Here is a 20,192-nt window from a genome sequence, read left to right on the forward strand (position 1 = left end):
GAAGTTACGCATTTTTTTATTTTTTCCTATCCCTTATCTGTCACAGCCTCTTACTTACTCGGTTCACAAAAATTGATCCATTCCCGGCCTCAGCCGCCCAAGTTTCCAAAACCAGCTGATACCTGGAAATTATAATCAGGGATATTATCGTTTCGCGGCTTCCTTTATCCGGTTTCATTATGGAAAGTAAAGATCAATTCGATGCTTTTGAAATCATCCCTTCTCCCATTAAAATTTCCTGTCATGCCAAGATAAACAAGCCTGATAATCAGGTCTGAACCTATCCGCTTCTTTTATTTCTTCTGTTTTACTTCGACCCGGGTCGGCTGCAGTGGATAGCTGTAATGCAATACGCTATGCATACCGCTGTCTTGGTGTTTCTGATAAAATGTTCCGGCAATCCGATCCGCGAGCTTGTCCGCATTATCAACGGTTAATCCGGAAACCAGAACGAGGTACTGACAGCTGCTGTACTGTGTAAAAACATCTCCCAGCCGCAGCTGATCGCGAATAACCGTGCCCAGAATATCCATATCCTCATCCCGCTGCGACAACGCCGGAAAATCGCCCATGTTGTCCGTCAGGGTAAATAAAAGAAGATACGCCGATTCCTGAGAGCGGCACATTTTTCGTTCGGCAAAACGATAAATGGCTTTAAAGGTTTCATAATCCTGGCAGAAGGAACCCGGACGGGTTGGGTTTTCACGCATTTCGGAAGCAATTAATTTCATATCGATTGTCACTCCGCCGTTTCCTTCCCGCAGCTTGAATTCCATCGCCTGATTCTGCCTTTCAGAATTATGTCCGGATTTTTTCTCTCGGATCTGCTGATTAGCCCGGTCATACAGACTTTGATACGTATCATCTGGTCTTCTGGCCGTTTGCGTTATCGTAAGGTCCAGCCGCAGATCCAGGCATTCGCGAAGATGAAGGTGCCGCAAACGCTGGCGAAGCTGCGTGCACAGCTGTTCGGATTTCTTTTCATCCTGTCCGCTGAGCAGCACTGCGAATTCATCGCCGCTTACACGCCCGATCAAACTGTCGCCCGGCAGCATCTTTGTCAGCACATAACTCACTTTCTGCAGAACCTGATCACCGGTAATATGACCATACCGATCGTTTATGCGCTTGAAGCTATCCAGATCCATAAGAATGAACGTGCCGGTTTGTTTGGCAAGCAGCCAGGCGTTGCACAATCGTTCCATGGCCTCGCGTTTATACAGCTGGGTCAGCCAGTCACGTTCCGAGTTGTCTTGCAGCGCTTGATTTTCCGGTTCAAATGATTCCCGGGACTTACCGTTGCGTTTCACCGCCCGGTTTTTTTTATCTGATTCCTGTGTTGTTGGATTCATATTGGTTTTCTCCTTCGCTTCAATGAATGGCAAAAAACGATAACTTTCAGACGTCATCGATTCATCCGAATCAATAGATGCAGATTTTCAGGGAAGAAAACAGATTTTCCGATTCATAAGTGTTCTGAAAACTTCTGTTTTAACCCTGTCCGTATTTTCCATACGGTCTTCCAGCCAAGTTCCGGCAGGCGGACGTCACTGAAAAATAATTCCGCTGTAAAAAATTTTACAGTCTAACGAGGTCAGATTGCATCTATCAGTCCGGCTTTCCACAGACTCGTTCGCTTTCAATTGAGTCTTTTGATATTCTAGGTAGATTTCGTCTGATCTGTTGATCTGCATACCCGGATCTATTTTATGCCGGCCCACGACTAAAATCCGCATCGCTGTCACCTCGTTTTTTTATGTTAACACATCCCCCGTTACAAACCCGTTACAAACCGGGGCTCGCGTTGCACGCAAAAAAAAAGACTCCCCAGAGGAAGCCGCATACTTCGTGATGATGGCGCTGCGTTTATTCCAGGCGGAATTCCGCCCATTCGTAACAGCTGAGATAATCGTGGCGATAACGATTCACAGCCTGCGGATCGCCGTCCAGAAAGTGATAACTGTCGCAATCCAGCCGATCTGGAAGAATTGCGAGGCTGTTCCATGAGCGCAGCAAAATTTCTTCAATGCCTGCCGCCTGCAGCGCTTCCCGCAATCCTTTTACAACGATCCGGAAATAGCCTTTTTTACTGGCGTCAATTGAAGCGTCGCCCCACAAAGCGGCGCAGGCATCGGCCGCCGTCACGCTGGCGCCGCGACGGTCGATCAGATAAGCCAGAAGTTCCTTTGATTTTGCGCGTTTAAACGGAACTGGATGTCCATCCACAAAAATATCGAAGCCGCCGAAGGTCTGAACCCGCACTCGCTTACGCTGCATCGTTTCGCCATAGGCAAAGGTCAGTTCCCAGCGCAGCGCCTCTGCTGTGACCGGTTTTAACAGATAACCCGTCGCGTGCATCTGAATCGCGCCCAGTGCATATTGTTCATGACTCGTAACAAAAATGATATGCGCCCGCGGACACAAATCTTTCAATTGTTTTGCCAGCACCAGTCCGTTCATGCTCCCCAGTTCGATGTCCAGAAACGCGGCGTCGAAAGAATGATCACGGACATAGGCCAGCGCCTGGCTGGGAATGCTGAACGCTTGCAGCACACTGTCCGGAGCCGTTTCCGCCAGCGCTTCTTCCAGATCTTTTAAGGCAAAAGGCTCGTCGTCGACTGCGATATAATTCATAACGTTGCTCCTTCCTTGGGAATTGTGATGGCGGCCGCGGTCCCCCTGCCGGGCGTACTCCGCAGCGTAAGCGTCCCGCCGCATAACAGGCGCAGCCGCTCCCGCACATTTTTAATTCCGATATGGGATTGATTGTCTTCCCCCTCTAATTTATCAGGGAAACCCAAACCATCGTCGCTAACTGTTACAAGGTAAGCGTCTGCCGTTTCCTCCGTCCGGATGGTAACGGTGCCTCCTTCTTCCCTTCGTAATACGCCATGACGCACGGCGTTTTCCACAACCGGCTGCAGCGTGAGCGAAGGAATCGAAAAATCCCGCGCCGTAATTTCATAAACCACTTTAAGCCGGTCCTGAAAACGTTGATGCTCCAGCGCCAGATAATTTTCCACATGAAGAAGCTCTTGTTCAAAAGGAATCGGCGCTTTGCTTTCCAGCGAATCCATATTTCCGCGCAAAAACAATGAAAAATCCCGGATCGCCGCTTTTGCCTGATCGGGATCCACGTCGCAGAGCTGGCGGATGGTCGTCAGCGTGTTATAAAGAAAGTGCGGCTGGATTTGGGAAAGCATGATCTCAACCCGGGATTCCGCTAATTCTTTTTCCTGCTGCCTAATCAACAGATCACGCTCGGACTGAATATTGACAAAAATAAACAACAGCGCCAGCGTTACGCCGACATTCACCACCGCAATCCCGCGGATAAACATCTGTAATGCCCCAGCGCCCAGCGGAATAAAGATGTACAACAAAAAGAAGATCACTTCACGGCGGCTGAGCTTTTTCCGATGCAGAACGACCAGCCAGGTAAACGACAAGTAACATAAAAGTGGTACCAGCTGTGAAATCGCGAACAGCGAACCTCGCTGATAGCCGGCGACGGTAATGGTAAAAATCGCTCCCGTGAATGGACTGATCACCGCGAAGAAAATCTGTACACTGCATAACAGCGTAATAATCCACAGAAAAATTGTTCTTGCCGGGCGCTTCAATTCCAAATACTCGTTAATATAACGGGCAAAAAAATACAGGACAAAGGCGGAGCTGGCATAATACAGGACTGTCAGCAGCGAAACCACGATCATTAAAAATGGAGTCGTAATCTCCCGGAAGCACCAGTCGCCCAGATCGCCGATAATCATCAATCCGTTGGAAACGCTGATGCCCATAAAATAGAGGTTTAATTTCTGATGCCAGCGATAATCATTTCCAAGATAGATGATCGGGATGAGGGATAAAATCAGGCAGAAAAGATCCAGCGCAATATTGGCAATTAAGAAATTATCCACAGCCGCTCCACCCCTGTTTCTTCAATTTCATGATTTGAGACCATTATAACAGAACGAACAAGAAAATGATGCAAGTATCATTCTGAAAGACAAAACCTCCCAGAACCCCTCGTCAGTTTCTTGCCTGGAAGGTATTCCTGATTTAAGATCTCTTCCTTCTCTCCCTCCGCTTCCAGAGTTCAAGACTTGATCGAAGATTTCTTCCTTCAGATGTATTTTTTATCTCGCGGTTCTTCAAGTTCGTTCTGCCTCGAATTCCAGCTTTCTCCTCTGGAAGCTGTTATCTTTGGACAGACTGAAGAACCGCATTTCTATTTAATTCTGATATCCCATTCCGCGCCGCGCGACCAATTTGACTTGTGTACGCTGGATTTACTTGAATAACGCCATACCCTTCATTCCAACATTTTCTCTCTATTGCTTCCTGAATCTGTTTCGTCGCAAACTCGGATAACATCTGTCCGCTTTCAACTGATGCTGAGCCTCCCATTGCGCTGCGCAGGGAAACTAATCATTCGTGTAAAACCATCGTTTCAATTCTTTCTGCAGCGATTCTTCAAACGGTAGGGGGAATCCCCCAGTCTTTCAGAGTCAGATAACGATAAGTAGTATGAAGGATCGAATGATACAGAAGGATAGCCTGGGCTTCTTCAGGAAGCAATTCATCAAACTAGATCCGGTCAGAACCCGTTTTTGTTTTCATAAAGAAGACCTCACTTTCAGAGAATGCTCAGCTTTTCCATTGAGCTAATTATACAATTCATCCTTCCTCACTTCAACGCATTTGAGTTTGTTTCATCATTTTCATTATCTCGTTCAAGGTATCGGTCATTTTCAATTTATTCTCCCGAATCCTCCGTCCTTTCAGTGTGTACCAAGCAATGAATCCCATCGCTTTAAAATTCTTTAGCTTCATATAATTCTAAAAAGTTATTGCTTTATTCTTTCTTTTGAGAAGCACATTCCTAATAGTTAGCTTTTGAAATCCGCACATTTTTCATTTTCGGAGCTGTCCTTCAACACGCCTTTATTTATTCAATTCACACCGGTCGATTAATTCCCGGCTGTCAACGGCATAGGTTTCCAAAATCAGCTGATTTCCGGAAATCGTGATCAGGGAAACCGTCGCTTCCTGTTCCGAGATGCTGAAAGCGACAGAATCCGGTGTTTCGTCTTTCAGTTCATAGAACTTACTGCCGCTCGGCGTTCCTCCGGATACATACAAGACATCGCCACGGCGCTTCCGTCCCTCCTGCCGGCCGGTTGCCGTCTCCCCCTGTATCAGCAGGGAACGGCTGTAATAATGATCATGCCCCGAAAGCACAACGTCGACATTCAGATCTGAAAAAGCCTGGGCGTACGCATCGCGGGCAGCCATGACCTTTTCATTATCCGACCGGTCTTTACTGCCAAACAGCGAATAATGCATTGTTACAATCACCCAGCGCGGCTTGTGACGCGTAATCGTCTGGCTGAGTTTGTCCAGATGCGCCTGCGTATCCGTATCCATACAGTTCAGCGCATAGAACAAAGTATCGCCGTAATCATAATAGTAATCCGAACCGTTCTTCAGCCGTTCAAATTGACTTTCAAGCAAGTCCGTATTGCCCTCATGGTTGCCGATGTTGACCGTAACCGGAATCTGCTTCAGCGCGGCCGGACTGCGGAAAGCCCGATATTCCTCCAGCGCTTTCTCATTGTCGCTGCTGTTGACCTGATCGCCGGCAGTCAAAATGAAGCTGAGATCCGGCCGCAGCTGTGCCAGCGTATCGACGGCTTTCTCCCAGCCGGCCTGATTCTCCTCGAGATGTTCCGTCCGGATCTGAACATCGCCGACAAACCCAAACGTAAAGGGTTGTTCCGGTTGAATTTTGAACGATAAAACTTCTGAGCTGAGGTTATGCTGCAAATCCACAATTTGATACACGTACGACTGCCCTTCCGGCAGACTGCTCAGCTTGCCGTGATAGCTGAACGTTCCGCCGACGCCCGTCTTCCGTCCGCCCATCAGCTTTCGGCCAGCCGGAGTGCGCAGCGCACTTTTATCGTTACCCGGCGCCCAGATCAGCTCATAGGTTCCCTTGTTCTCCGTCAGCCAGTTGACGATCACTTCATCGTGCTCCGCACCTTGTTCGAGAATCAACCCGGACAAGTCGAGCGTCTGACTGAGCGAGGTTTCGCTGGAGGTTTCCAAAACCTCAAGATCAAAATAAATATCCGAACTGGTCTCGTCGCGCTGATGCAGCTCAACCGCCAGAACATTGCGGCCTGGCTTCAGCGAATTCAGGTTATTGATAACAAAGATATCATTTTCCACTTCGCCTACGCGCGCAGATGAACCGTAGAGATTTTCCGCAGTATACCCGCCGTCAGGAATATTCGAAGCATACACCAGCTCGCCGTTGAGATACATCATCACCGCATCGTCATAATGAATTTTACCAGTCAGACACCGGACGTTGCCGAGATCTCCAACATCGAATTCCGTGCGGAAATAATAAACGGGAATGGCTCGCTGATCCGGAAGATAATAACTCAGCAGATTGCGCGGCGCTTTCCGGTTGACCATTTTTTCCAGCTGACCGTAATGGGAGCCGAAGGCGCCGGTCCCGCTCTTCCAGGCGGTATCGTCATAATCCGGCTCAGTCCACCGCAGACTTGCCGAAGGATCGGGATTTTCGCCATGGTCCCAATAGCGCCAGGATGTCCGTCCGCTTTCTACCAACATGACCGTGTGTTCCTGCGCCATGGTTTTCAATGTACCGTTGCGTTCCTTCTCCGTATAACTTTGCCGCGTCATGACTCCGAAGACCAGGACAAAGCCAATCAGAAACAGAGCGCACACTGTACCTAGAATCAGTTTCAGCCGTTCCTGTCTAGAATTGTTCATCATCCTTCACTCCCTCCTTCCTGTGTTTCCCGGCGGTTATGCGTATATCGCTTCAGATCACCCCAAACATTCTTTTTCCGGCGATAACCGATCAGCGCGTTCATCCGCACCAGCATCAGGATAAACCGGAGACCGACTAATTCAAAGCCGCTCAAGAGAATCGTGCGAATAACGTCGAGAAAGGTCAGCCGGATGTGCCGGGTATGGATTTGGGTAAAGAATGCGATAATGGTCAGCAGACAGCCGAAACCGGCGTACACCGCGAAGAACAAAAGCATGAACGGAACGTTGATGAGATTAACAAAATACGATAAAACAATGGTAAACAGGCCGAAGACTTCAATGTAAGGCGACATCAGCTCATACAGCCAGAAATACAGAAACGAAATCGTTCCCATCAAACCGTATTCCTTCTTGCCGATTGCGTATCGGTAATGCGTCAAGCTTTCAAACAAACCGATATGCCAACGCCGCCGCTGCTTCATCAGATCGAGCAGATTCCCCGGTCCCTGCGTCCAGCAGATTGCGTCCGGAGCGTAGCGAATGCTGTAATCCAAATGATTGGCACGGCAGAAAACATGCAGCTTCACGACCAGTTCCATATCTTCGCCCATCGTTGAAGGATCATAGCCGCCAGCCAGAATTACCATTTTTTTCTGAAACAGGCCGAATGCGCCGGAAATAATCAGATTCCCGTTGAAGTGATCCATGAAAATCCGTGAAGCCAGAAATGAACGGTCATATTCCAGCACCTGCATCGCGACGATCATCCGTTTCGGCAGAGAATATTTTGTAACCTCGCCGTCAACCATTTCTACGCCGTTGGAAATCCGCACCTGTCCGCCGCAGGCCACGACCTTATCATTTTCCAACACCGGCTTGGCAATCTCGAACAGCGAATCCTTCTGTAGCATCGAATCGGCATCCATGCAGATAAAATAGGGGAAACGGGAAGCGTTGATGCCCATGTTCAGCGTATCGCCTTTGCCGCCGTTTTCCTTCAGGATCAGCGTCAGCTGAATCTTGTTGGATTTCGCTTCGTAGATCGCGGTTTCCGGCTTGCAGCGCAGCTGACGTCGGATCGGCCGTTCGATCTTCCGCATTTGGAAATAGTCGATCATGCGCTGAGCGGTTTCATCGGTGGAACCGTCGTCGATCACCACGATTTCAAACAGCGGATAGTCCTGCCTCAGCAGCGTGCAGACCGTATCCACAATCGTGGTTTCCTCGTTATGAGCAGGAACCAGAATGCTGATCGGGATAAAAAACTTCCGTTTCAGGTTGTTTTTCAGCTCATCGTCGCGGCGTTTTTGATATAAATCAAGAGAGCCGACAATCACTGACAAGAATAAAAACGTACTGTATCCGAATAAATAAACAACGAAGAAAACATCGACACAGAACAAAAAGGTTTTTATAAATTCAATCATTTTTCATCCTCCCATTCCTGCAAAGACGGAAGCGCTTCTTTCGATGCCGGAGGAGATTGTGTTCCAGCCAGCCGTTGCCAGCCGGCCAGTACAGTTGGCGATTCTTCTTTTAAGGATGGATCAGAGGCGGTGCTGAGCACCAGCTGCTCCGTTTCTGGTTCCAGCTGGATCAGACCTGCGCTCAGCGCTTTGTAGCGCAGCATATCCCGTCCGTAGGAATCATTCATCTGTCGAATCATTTCCAGAATGGCCAGCGGTTTCGCCAGTCGCAGCAGCGAATCGGAAGCATTGTCGCGAACATACCAGTTATCGCTCTGCACGCCGATCAGTAAGGCCTTGATCGTCTCCATCTCCGGATAGCTTTCCAAGGATGCCGCCGCTATCGCCGCGTATTCCCAATCCCGCTTTGCCCATTCCCTGACAATCTGCCGGAGCACATCCCCGGCCGGATGGTAAGGATATTTGCGGAAATAGCGCATGACTGCGAACGTCACTTCCCGATCCGTCTCCGGCTGCGACAACAGCGGATATAAAGTTTCCCGGAAATTCCCGGATACCATACGGATAAAATCGATGAACGCGACCTGATAGTGTGGTGTGAATTCATCCCAGTTTTGCCAAAAAGCTTCAGCCAGCTGTTCCCGGTCGCCATGAAATTCCAGCAGCCCATCGGTCACCATTTTGCGGCTATGCTCAATTTCATGCCGTGCCAGGACGCGGTACGCCTTGACGATTTGCTCGATACTGCCATGAGCGTACAAAGCGGTGAGCGCATTCTCCCGGCAGTAGATGGAAGACACGGCCGTTAGCTGGATCATTGCCGATGCGATCGGATCATGGGAAGTTTGCCCGCACAATCCAAAGCGCGTCACAAGATAGGCGAAATAGGAACGCTCCATCACGCTTTTCTTCATATAAACATCAATCAGCTCCGTAAACACCGGCTTCAGCGTCAGCAGCCAGGCCTGCAGCGGTTTTACCGTCAGCGGATTCTGTTCCAGCGTTTCCACCGTTCCTTCCAGGATGACCAGCTGGTGTGTACGTTTCAATTTTTTCTTTATTTTTTCATCCACATCGGAAGAAGTTTTCTCGGGGAATAACAAAAAACGTTGCAGGCGGCGTGCCTGGTTTTGAATTTGTTTTTCTGTTCTCCGCTGCATCCATTTGTTTTTTCCTAAGTAAAACAGATTATACGCCAGCATGCAGAGACACAGCGTCATGTAAACATAAATCAGATAATCAATCCGGATTACCATGCCTGCCGCCTCACTTTCCTGCCCAGATATCCTGCATCGCGAAATAGCCTTGCTTCAGACGTTCATGCGAAGTCGGATACCGGCCCCAGCCTTTAAGCGGCAGATCGGTCATCGGAATCGGCGTTGCACCGTCGGCTGACAATCCGACTCCGGCATAGATCTCACTGATTTTTAAACCTTCGATTCCGTAATGCTCATAATAATCATCGTGAATCATCATTTCGGATGGATTGAGGAAATTCAGCAGCGACCACGGCAGACGAATTTCAATCGTGTCGCCTTGAATCATAAAATCGGCTAACGAATCAAAATCAGGACTTTCCGGATTCGCGTTGCCATGGCGAAGCAGACCGGTCGGATAAGTTTCCGCCACATCGATTTTAACGTTTGCCAATTCGTCATGCGGATCATCCGGAATCTGCAGCACCAGATTGATGTCGACAAATTCTGAGGTATCCTTCGGCGGAACATTGAGATAAGCGTCTTCAAAGTACACACGATGAGAGTAAATGGCCCGCAGCGCTTCATAGCGTTTCTGTACGACCAACTTACTGTTTTCCATCCCATCTAAGATCAGCACAAAGTCGGCCGGCCGCTCAAACGACCGCGCGATGCCGTCGCAGCGTCTACTCCCGGTCTTGGGTGTCGTATCCAGCGGAATCCAGAGTTTATCTGTCTGCGGATTATAATTTTCTTTATTGACGTACAGATACAGATATTTTTCATCGTATTTATAGGCCAGTGAGAGCTGTCCGTACGGCGTATCCGTCAGCTGAATCTGATCGTCCGCGGTCCATTCGCTCACGTCGCCGTCGACATAACAGACGCTTTTTTCATCGCCCGGATCAAAGGCAAGTACGCCGAAGAATTGTTCATTGGTCTGAACGTCGCTCCAATACGGCGTTTTCGTCAAATCGGTATAAGCCATTGTGTTCCAAGTCCGTTTAAACCATTCGTCCTGCCACGTAAAAACGATCGATCCCGCGCAGCCGGCGCTCATGATATCCTGATAACAGGTTTTCAGGGCTTCTGCCTGGTCGGCCTCGGACATACCGCCCTGGGCACGCTGGGTGTTGCGGTCGCTCTGCGCCCGTCCGCGCGAGCTCGGCACGCCGAATTCCGCAATGACGACCGGCATTGTATGATAATCGTTCAGCGTTGTCAGATATGCTCGATAGGAATTGAAGACACCGTCAGCACCAACAAACTCCTGCTTGTTTTTAACCTCAATGTCCATGACATCCATAAATCCATAGTAATCAGGATAGTATGGATAAACATGATAAGACGCAAACTGGCCCGAAAGAAATCGGTCAGTCGTTTGGATATGCTCGACGTCAACCTGTTCAAATTTACGGAAGTAGTATTCGACCAGCGAATCCCATTCGAGCGGATCCGTTGTCGGCCAGTTGGCAAACGCGATCAGCCGCTGGGCTTTGTAGGTCTGCGTTTCATATTCGATGATTTTATCTCCAACCTGCGCCAGCATTGCTTCAAACGGCGTCGCGTCGTCCGTGGTCGTCATGTATTTTCCATGATACTGATTTTTCTTATTCTGCATGTGATCCGTGAAGGCTACCGTCGTGTCTTCCCACTCCACGCCCAGGATATAACCCAGAACCCATTGCGAAATATCATGGTTGTAAGAGCCGCTGCCCAGACCTTCCCCTAAAGAAAAACGTTTGTTTCCATGAATGATATCGACTAACGTCCGGCTATCCTGGATCATCGTATTCATGAAGTCCGGATCATAGGCGTCGCGATGAGAGAATAACGTATAATCGTTCACCCACAAGCCGTGGATTAAATACAACGGTTGTTCACGGTCTTTGTTGTATTCCCAGAACGCGTTGTAGAAATCATCCTGAAGCAGCGTATAAACGCGGATGCAGTTGGCGCCCATCGCCTGGATTTCCTCAAACCAACGTAAATAGGTTTCCTTGTCAATCGCGTAATCTGTCGCGAAATGACCCGGAATCCCGCTTCCCAGATTGACGCCGCGGATCTCAAAAGGCGCTAGTCCCTGACCCTGGTCGACGAGGATCGTCTTGCCCTCCACTTTTGTAAATGTCTCTACCGACGTTTTTCGCAAGCTTTCCCATTGAAATGTCATCCCGATACGGGAGGACAAAAACAGCCACCCGGCGGCGAACATCACGATCACAGTACAGGCAATAATAAATTTTTTCATGTGTTCTCTCCTCCTTCCGGCTCAATGGTTATACTTCTTAACTGCCGATTCATGGCAATATTGCTTCAGCACCTCAATATTTTCATCCAGCCAGGCCAGCCGCTCCAGATACGCGTCATGAAACTGCTTCACTGCCGCTTCGTAGGAGCGCGGATTCTTTTCCTCCGGCGACAGCTTGTTGCGCTTATCCAGATTCCCCGGATCAAAACTGTAGCCCCAGACCGCGAAATTCCGGTCAACCGCCGGTCCCAGATAATCGACGACTTCCTGAATATAAGCTGATACCCGTTCATCGCTCAGAATCCCTGCACGCAGCTGGCGGTACCGGTAAATCACCTGATGAATAAAGTCCTCATCCTTGATCAGCATCGTGAACCACGGCGCCTGAACGGACACGAACTGGCGAATCAGATAATCGTCATCGGAACTTTCAGAGACATTGCCAAGACTGTTGTTGAAATCCCAGACTACCGGCTTAAATTTTCCATTGACATCTTTATAGAAAAATGTTGAAAGATTCCCGGTGTCATGCTGCACAAAAACCTCCATCAGAATGAAATAATCAACGAATTCATCAACATCGATGAAATTTTTATAACCATAGCGCTGCGTGTCGTAATCAAAGGAATACAGCGCTTTTTCAAACCGACTGAGATCTCGCTCGATATAATCCTTCAATGGAAGCGTTAAGGCTTCATTCTTGGGATAGCGAATATCAAAGAAAGCGTTTTTACGCAGAATCTGCGTATATTTCGTGAAGTTTTTCGCCTCGCTGAGCGGATCCGGTTGAGTATCGTTATCCAGCTCCACAATATAGCCGGTAACATTTCGCGTCTTATTCGGCTTCTCGATTTCGATCCGGCCCTTTCCGGTACTAACGGTTTCCATCATGACGTACACCCCGCGGTATTCGCCGTTAATGACCACCTCGCAGAACCGGACGTCCGGCGCATAGTCCATCAGCTCGCCAGCCAGGTTCATCGCAACATAGTTGCGCATTAACGTCTTATCCAGAAAAGGGCCATGCAGCGCCCAGTCATGATCCGCTTCCATCCCCATCATCGAGACTTTTTTATTTTCTCCATTATGATGAATCGTTTTGATCGCAAAAGACTGCTTGTCAAACCAGCGCGAAGTGTTGCCGCGCACACGAATCCGGATTTGCGTCTTCAATGAAGGCGGATCCTGCGGTGTGTTCAGCTTATCATCCTGATTGATAATTTTCATATTCGCAACCAGAAACTCCTCGCCGCTTGACGTCAACGTCATCTTTCGATGAGATGGGTCATCGTCATAATAAGGAACTCCTGGAATTTCCTCATCCGTCTCAATGATCACCAGCGGCAGGTGCGTGCTCAGCTGATCCACATCCACTGCATTTTCGTCATATTGATACTTTGAGGTTTCCGTTTCCCGGATACAGTTCAGTGCTGTTTCCGGATTATAGGCAGGCGCCGCTTCGCGGTGCTGATGAATCCGTGTCTGCATTTTTCCAAAGGTCAGCTGGGCGGCACCGCTGACTACGACCGCGGCTGCCAAGGTCAGCCAGGCCACTGTCCGTTTACGCATACGCCGGACCTCTAGCTGCTGATATCATCGTCTTGAGCGACGATATTCACATATTGAATATGCTCGATCTGGTATAATTCCTCATCGATACTCGAAGTTTTCTTGAGGTTCTTCTCATAGGTTTTCCGCGGTATTTCATAGATCAGTTCAATTGTGTCGCGGGTTGTGTTCTTGACCCGCAAATCCAGACGTCCGTCAAAATAATGCGTAATGACCGACATGATCCGTTCTTCCGTACTGCGCGCACCGCGCACGATCAGCAGCATGCGGTTTTCATTCTTGATCCGGCCCAGCACTAACAGGACCAGAAAGACCCCGGCGGAACCCAGCCCCGCCGTCATATAATCGCCGACGCCGCAAGACAGACCGGCGACGATCGCCCAGAAAATATAGACAGTGTCGCGGGAATCCTTGATCGCCGTTCTGAAACGCACGATGGAAAGCGCGCCGACCATGCCCAGCGACAGTGCGACGTTGTTGCCGATTGCCGTCATAACAACCGTCGTCAGCACGGTCAAAACGACCAGGCTGACATTAAATTTGCGGCTGTAAACGGTGCCGGCATGCGCCAGATAATAAGAAAGATAAATGACGAAGCCCAGCACGATCGCAATCAGGATCTGTGCCAGAATCTGACTGGCGTTCAGCGCCTCGATTTGCTGCATTAAATTCGATAAATAAGAACCCATTTGTAATTACCCCCTTTTAATAAAATTCAGTGTACCGCAGCCCAATCCGCCGCGCCATGCAATACTTGCTCGCGGACAATTCACTCTGGTTGCAGCTGCGGAGAATGTCGCGCACGTAGGTAAGCAGGAAGTGATTGTATTTGACTTCCAGAATGGTTTTCCACGGATCCAGTACCGGCGCCATCGCCAGTTCGGGATCAAAAATATCATAATGGAATTCGTTAGCCTGAATATCGCTGTCCAGCGTGATGCGGATGCTGTTTTCCGGCAGCACATAGGCCTTGCGGCGATATTCGACTACCGTTTTCGGCAGGTAATGTTCGCGGTTTAATATGGCGTAGCATTCGGCGGCGAACGCCTCCTTATAGTTTAACAACGGAGTGAAATCCCCAGCGATCAGCCGCTGAGCGTCTTCGCGCTTAATCGGCAGCGAACGCTTGAGCTGATTAGAGCCCTGCTTTTGTTTCATTTCCAGAAAGGCGATTTCATCCTGCGGATGATACACTCGAAGGCGCATTTTTCGCCGTTCCTCAACGCCGTCCATCTTCGCGTTGAAATCCCGGTCGCTCAGCGTATCGAAATACAACGAGCGCACCTGATAGCCGCCCTGCATAAGATCGCCGTTATGCGCATCCTGGTGCAGCAGCGCATCCAGCTGGCCCTCGAAACGAGCCCGCTGCGTCGCTGATATCAGAAATTTTCGTTCCTGCCGGAGTACCTCGTTCATTCGTTTTCCTCCTCCATCATTTCAATCAACGGCTTTGACCAGTGATAATCGTGGACGATGCTGATCGACGGAAACGCCTGGTCGACTTGATTCCAAGCCGCCTCTGCCGCGGCCAGCCCCTTGTTGCGGTAAGTCTTGTCTTCCGTCAGCCCATGCTTACCGACACGCTGAAATTCCAGAATACAGTGCAGGACTTTATCATATTTCTCGGCAAACCGCGCTTCTGTTTCAAGCTTTTCCGCCTCTGCTCCGCAGTCGTAATCCATAACCGCCACCTCATCGCAGCCATCCCGGATCAGGATTTCCAAGAGCTCCGTCAACCCCTGGTCATCGTAATGACGGGGAATGCAGGCGATGAAGATCAAATCGTGCTTTTGCGCGTAGCGATAAGCTTCGATCATACCGGAAACGTAGGTTTCCATGTGCCTGGCAGGATCTTCTTTCCAACGTGAACGGGTGTACGGTTCCACATCAACCATGACGCCGTCAAGCCGCTCCGCCGGCTTCACCCCGGTGTTATACCGGACGAGTTCTTCCAGATATGCAATCAGGGATGCCCCGTCAGCCTCATAGCCCCACTCCGTTTCCCCGACCAGCGCGTAGGCTTTTACCTCTGACTGATGCAGATGACTGACGAAAGCGGCTGTCGTTTTGCGGTCAACCGGAACGCTCAGCTCTTGATACCAATCGGTAATCTGAAATTTTCCAATCAGCTCGTTAACGTCATTCCGATCTTTCACCCGTTCCTCCTGCCATTCGAACATCCCCCGGCGCAGCGAGGGCGAACTGTTGTTTGCAGTCGAACGGAAAAAGTGTAAAGAGGACATGAGGCTGATTCCCAAAACCGCGAACACCGCGATTCCCCATGTCATTTTTTTCATAAAATCCCCCCCTCTGTCATGAAAAGATTGCTTTTTGCGTTCTTTCAGAAATCGATCTTTCTAGTCTGGATGACGGGAATTTTCCCGTTTTTTTATAGTTATCCAGTCTCCCAGACACTGTCACAAAATGTAAACATTATGTGACAAATGTTCTTCATCATTTTCCAATCATGCTATGATCTGATTCATTCCTTCATGCCTTGCCAGTCAACTTATCTTTTTAAAGCACGTCTTTTTGTATTAAGCTTGACAAGTTTCCTTATAAGTTTAATCTATCCTACATTTGATTGCGATAGTCTTTTCAGAAAGAGAGGCGCAATGTCGGTAATAATTCGCTTTAGAACTATCCTGATTTACTTCCCTGCGTATAGTTCACTTTTCCTGCTAACATCCAGCTCATCTTTCTCTCTCGGTTAAAAATAACCAAAAGAATACTTTATATAACCTTTTACTAAATATAAATGAATTTCCAGTATTTTTCAAGAAGTTAGCGCGATCCTGCGATTCGTAATTCTTATTTGCTTAGGCCTGGCAATATCTTTTAACATCTAGCTGCCCTACCATAATCCCGGATCTCCCGCAATAAAACCACTTGTGTCAATCGTTTATTTAAAATAATCTAAATCCATAATGGTCTTCATTTCTAATCAGTTTTTAAGCAAATTTCTTCATACTTCTTTCACTCTTTTATTAATGAAACAGATTTTTAACTTTGAATCTCAAAAAATAGAATACCGTAATCTACGGGCTTTAGAGCGTCTACCAGACCTAAAACAGGCCTTTCCAGAGGGTATTATCTTAACACATCTCCCGTTACAAACCCGTTACAAACTGAGGCTCGCGTTGGCGCAAAAAAACTTTCCTGAGGAATCCGGATATTTCGTGATGATGGCGCTGCGTTTATTCCAGGCGGAATTCCGCGCGTGTATAACAGCTGAAATAATCGTGACGATAAGGATTCACAGTCTGCGGATCGCCGTCCAGAAAGTGATAACTGTTGCAACCCAGCCGGTCCGGAAAAATTGCGAAGCTGTTCCATGACGCAGCAAAAGAAAATGCGGACGTTTTGCCTGGGAAAGCAGAATCAAGTTCACGCCTGCGCTTTTTTGCCCGCCGCGGGAAATCCGCTCCAACTGATCGCCGCAAAAAAAGCAGTGAGATGGTTTTACACTTCCCGCTGCCTTGTTTTTATTCCAGGTTTTTACCCTGAATTTCTTTGTCCTGTATGCACCGCTGAGTTGGCGTTTGCCAGGGCAATCTTCACTTCTAGTTTAAATCAGCCTTGCGATTGATCGATCTGCCGCTTTAAGAACACGGCGCCGCCGATCAGAACGACCGCTGCGAAGACAAGAATTCCGATCGCAAACGGAACGATGCTTCCTTTTTTCTTCGCTTCCGGTTCAGGTTCTGCCGCTTTCTCTGTCACGGTGACCTTCAGACTCGACGGAACGCCCTCCGCTGAATAGGTGATCGTCGTTTCACCCGGTTTCAGCGCCTTTACAGTATAACTGTCCTGCCCCGCGGTGATCTCCAGAACAGATTGGTCATATTCCCAGCTCCCTCCGGCAGGCTGCGGCTTCAGCGTCGTTTGTTCACCGACAGTTAAACTCAAGGATCCCGGCAGTCCGCTGATCTGAACTGGAGCTTCAGAGAGTCCGATATAATCCGGCCAGCTTTCAACGGTCAGGGTAATCACTCCGGATTTCACTTTTTTCGTTTCCTTCACTAATTTCTTATTCTGACAGATCCAGACGGTCAGCTCGGTTCCGTCCTTTTTGTCAATTGGAATTTCAACGCTCAGCGATCCGCGGTACTTTCCCGCTTTCAGCTGCAGGCGGCTGCCCGTGAGCCAGCCGGTCTTTTCCTGCTGCTCGCGAATCGCATCGCAGGCCTCGCATTCGCCTTGCTTATGCGGCAAGGCTTCAGAAAGAGTCAGACTGGAATTCGCCGCAAATTCGCCGCTGATCTGCAGCTTGTTGTCTTTGGCTTTTAGTGTCTTCTGCGCATATTCCGGACCCGTCGCCGGAATTTCCTGCCATTCCAGCTGTCTGCCGCAGACAGTGCAGACTTTCTTCTTGCTTCCGGCTTTGGTCGCCGTTGCTTTTTCAATGATGATCCACTCGCTCGGCGTGTGCTCCGCGATTTCAGCCTTCGCGCCGTCGCCGTCGATGCATTCGCGGTAATGCCATGTCGGATCGGATTGCATCGGTCCATAGTTGTGATCATGCGCTGGCTGCGGCGTCGGCGTCGGTTTCGGAGTTGGCGTCGGCTTCGGAATTTCCGTCACCTTCACGTTTATTTCCGCCCGCTGAACTAACGTTCCCCATGTCACGTCGCATTGATAGGTTCCGCTGTGACTGACCTGCGCCTGATCAATTTTCAACGTCGGATTCGTCTGCGCCGACAGCGGCTTTCCGTTAAAGCTCCATTGATAGGTAAGGCTGGCGTTAAGCTGCGGTTTCACCGCCAATTCCAACGTTTCTCCAGCTTTAATGTCTTTCCCTTCGATAACCGGAACCGAGGATCCGCTTGGGAAAACAGAACAATCAGAGTAGGTCTTGCCATTTTCAAACAGAAGCAACAGGCCTGGGACATTTTCAAAAGGCTGGCTGCCCCAGTCAGGCTTGTTTTCCGGCATTCCCACCATCCGCAAGCTGGAACAATTTTTAAACGCACCAGCGCCCAGATGAGCAACCTTTGACAGATCCACCTCGCTCAAGCCGGCGCAATCCGCGAAGGCTTGTTCGCCCAGAGTATTCACATGAGATAAATCGACTTGCGTCAAAGACGGGCATTGACTGAACGTCCAGTTTCCAATCGTGCTTAAATTTGGATTCAGGTTTGTCTGGGCTTTCAGCTTCAGCTGGGTGCAGCCCGCAAAGGCGGAAGTTCCCAGCGACGTGACCTGTGACAGATCCACTTCGCCCAGCTTGGTGCAGCCTTCAAAAGCGTTCGCGCCGATCGTTTCAATATGCGACAGATCGATCTGCGTTAAGCTGGTATTCTGCTGGAATGCATGATCCGCGATCATTTTTAGATTGGTATTCAGTGCACCGTTCTTCAGGCTCAGCGCCGTGCAGCCCGCAAAAGCGGAAGCCCCCAGCGATGTGATCTGCGTCAGATCCACTTCGCCCAGCTTAATGCAGCCTTCAAAAGCGTTCGCGCCGATCGTTTCAATATGCGACAGATCGATCTGCGTTAAGCTGGTATTCTGCTGGAATGCATGATCCGCGATCATTTTTAGATTGGTATTCAGTGCACCGTTCTTCAGGCTCAGCGTCGTGCAGCCCGCAAAGGCGGAAGCGCCCAGCGATGTGACCTGCGTCAGATCCACTTCGCCCAGCTTAGTGCAGCCTTTGAAAGCAGAAGTCCCGATCTTCTCCACCTTTGACAGATTCACCGATGTCAAATGCTCACAACCCTTGAACGCCTGTTCTCCGATCGCGGTTGCCAACGATGGCAGAACAACGTTTTCCAGAGAAGCCATGTTCTGGAAGGCGGACTTCGGAATCGCGGTCAACGATGTTTTCTCCAGATCCAGTGTTTTCAAATTCTTTAAGTTTTCGCGAATATATTGCAAATCATTTTCGTTCAGCGAACCCTCAATCAATAAGGCTGCGATGTTCTGCGGAAGAACCTGCCCCTTTTCCACCTTGGTTTTCAGCTCGCCGGCCTTCACAGTAACGCGCACATAATTTTCAGGCAGCGTCGTCGGCTCAAAGCCGGTCACGGTGACGATAATTTCCGGCAGCTCAGCATCCTGCGCCAGAACGTAGCCGGTACTCAGTTCAGCAATAAAGATATAATCCTGCGGTGTCGCCGGATCGTAAGGATCGCCGGCTGATTTCCACGTAACCGGAATATCCTTTACCGGCTTCCCTTCTGAATCCATTCCTGACAACGTGTCCGGCAGATTCAGCTTTGACTGGGCCGTTCCCACCGCAGCGGTTTGTTCGGCAACCTTTGGGGCCAGCGGATCAAAGGAAGCAATCGTCACTTCGGTTTGCCGGGCCGTTCGTTTCTCCATCCGGCTGATCCCGGCATCCAGGCCGAAGTGTTCCGAGACCGTCCCAAACAATTCCTGACCCGTTCCTTCTTTCGCAAGCGTCTGAGCTGAAACCGGCTGCAGTGAGAAGAACAATCCCAGCGCTAGTCCGCTGCTGATGATCCCTTGCCATTTTCTTTTCTTCATGATGATATCCCTCCTTTTCACCTAAGCGATTTATGCATTCCTTCGGCATAAAGCTTGAACGTTCCATCCCGTCATCCTGAGAATACGCAAAAACACCCGGACGGAATCCGTTTTTGCAGAGATCTTCAAGCTGTCAAATTCTGTTTTCTGAAATCTGCTTTCCCGGCATCAAGCCGTCACTTTCGCGTGCAGGATCACTTTGTTTCTTTTCTAATTTTATTATACACGGAATTTTTTGAGTTGCGCCTGGGTCCCATGCAAAGTCATGGAAATGTAAGACTCTCATTCGTTTTTCGCAAGGATTGATGTCCCTGGCGATGATTTTCATTTCCACAGCCCTTCTTCTTTTATTCTAAGATGCCAAGAAAAATGATGCAAGCATCATTCTAAAAGGCAAAGCCTTCCAGAACCCCTCGTCAGTTTCTTGCCTGGAGGGTATTCCTGATT

The 20,192-nt window shown here is 49.2% G+C and carries 13 protein-coding genes; all 13 read right to left on the reverse strand.

What is annotated here, in order from left to right; all coding sequences use genetic code 11:
• Positions 1-293: 293 nt before the first annotated feature.
• Entirely contained in the window at positions 294-1,352 is a 1,059-nt protein-coding gene (locus DWY25_RS17255; RefSeq protein ID WP_181981895.1) for a GGDEF domain-containing protein, read from the reverse strand.
• 514 nt (positions 1,353-1,866) lie between these two features.
• Entirely contained in the window at positions 1,867-2,634 is a 768-nt protein-coding gene (locus DWY25_RS17265) for a response regulator (RefSeq protein WP_117896325.1), read from the reverse strand.
• The gene (locus tag DWY25_RS17270) at positions 2,631-3,920 is read right to left on the reverse strand and encodes a sensor histidine kinase (protein ID WP_117896327.1); all 1,290 of its coding nucleotides are present in this window, start codon (positions 3,918-3,920) and stop codon (positions 2,631-2,633) included. Before DWY25_RS17270 ends, DWY25_RS17265 begins: the two co-directional genes overlap by 4 nt.
• A gap of 1,027 nt (positions 3,921-4,947) precedes the next feature.
• A complete protein-coding gene (locus DWY25_RS17280) occupies positions 4,948-6,813 on the reverse strand; it encodes a metallophosphoesterase family protein (protein WP_117896331.1) in 1,866 nt (621 codons plus the stop codon).
• Positions 6,810-8,240: a glycosyltransferase family 2 protein gene (locus tag DWY25_RS17285; protein WP_117896333.1), complete on the reverse strand. Its 1,431-nt coding sequence runs from the start codon at positions 8,238-8,240 to the stop codon at positions 6,810-6,812. Before DWY25_RS17285 ends, DWY25_RS17280 begins: the two co-directional genes overlap by 4 nt.
• The gene (locus tag DWY25_RS17290; RefSeq protein ID WP_117896335.1) at positions 8,237-9,496 is read right to left on the reverse strand and encodes a HEAT repeat domain-containing protein; all 1,260 of its coding nucleotides are present in this window, start codon (positions 9,494-9,496) and stop codon (positions 8,237-8,239) included. The genes DWY25_RS17285 and DWY25_RS17290 overlap by 4 nt, the downstream gene beginning before the upstream one ends.
• Positions 9,497-9,506: 10 nt before the next feature.
• On the reverse strand, positions 9,507-11,687 hold the full coding sequence (locus DWY25_RS17295; RefSeq protein WP_117896337.1) for a hypothetical protein: 2,181 nt from the start codon (positions 11,685-11,687) through the stop codon (positions 9,507-9,509).
• A 21-nt stretch (positions 11,688-11,708) separates the two neighbouring features.
• Positions 11,709-13,256, reverse strand: a complete 1,548-nt coding sequence (locus DWY25_RS17300) for a CotH kinase family protein (protein WP_117896339.1) — start codon at positions 13,254-13,256, stop codon at positions 11,709-11,711.
• A gap of 11 nt (positions 13,257-13,267) precedes the next feature.
• A complete protein-coding gene (locus tag DWY25_RS17305) occupies positions 13,268-13,945 on the reverse strand; it encodes a DUF4956 domain-containing protein (protein ID WP_117896341.1) in 678 nt (225 codons plus the stop codon).
• Between the two features lie 16 nt (positions 13,946-13,961).
• On the reverse strand, positions 13,962-14,672 hold the full coding sequence (locus DWY25_RS17310) for a polyphosphate polymerase domain-containing protein (RefSeq protein WP_117896343.1): 711 nt from the start codon (positions 14,670-14,672) through the stop codon (positions 13,962-13,964).
• Positions 14,669-15,553, reverse strand: a complete 885-nt coding sequence (locus tag DWY25_RS17315) for a hypothetical protein (RefSeq protein ID WP_117896345.1) — start codon at positions 15,551-15,553, stop codon at positions 14,669-14,671. The genes DWY25_RS17310 and DWY25_RS17315 overlap by 4 nt, the downstream gene beginning before the upstream one ends.
• A 1,276-nt stretch (positions 15,554-16,829) precedes the next feature.
• The gene (locus DWY25_RS17325; RefSeq protein WP_117896349.1) at positions 16,830-19,745 is read right to left on the reverse strand and encodes a leucine-rich repeat protein; all 2,916 of its coding nucleotides are present in this window, start codon (positions 19,743-19,745) and stop codon (positions 16,830-16,832) included.
• Between the two features lie 133 nt (positions 19,746-19,878).
• The gene (locus tag DWY25_RS17330) at positions 19,879-20,073 is read right to left on the reverse strand and encodes a hypothetical protein (protein ID WP_117896351.1); all 195 of its coding nucleotides are present in this window, start codon (positions 20,071-20,073) and stop codon (positions 19,879-19,881) included.
• Positions 20,074-20,192: the final 119 nt, after the last annotated feature.

Source organism: Holdemania filiformis (assembly GCF_003459085.1).
Classification (GTDB): domain Bacteria; phylum Bacillota_I; class Bacilli_A; order Erysipelotrichales; family Erysipelotrichaceae; genus Holdemania; species Holdemania filiformis.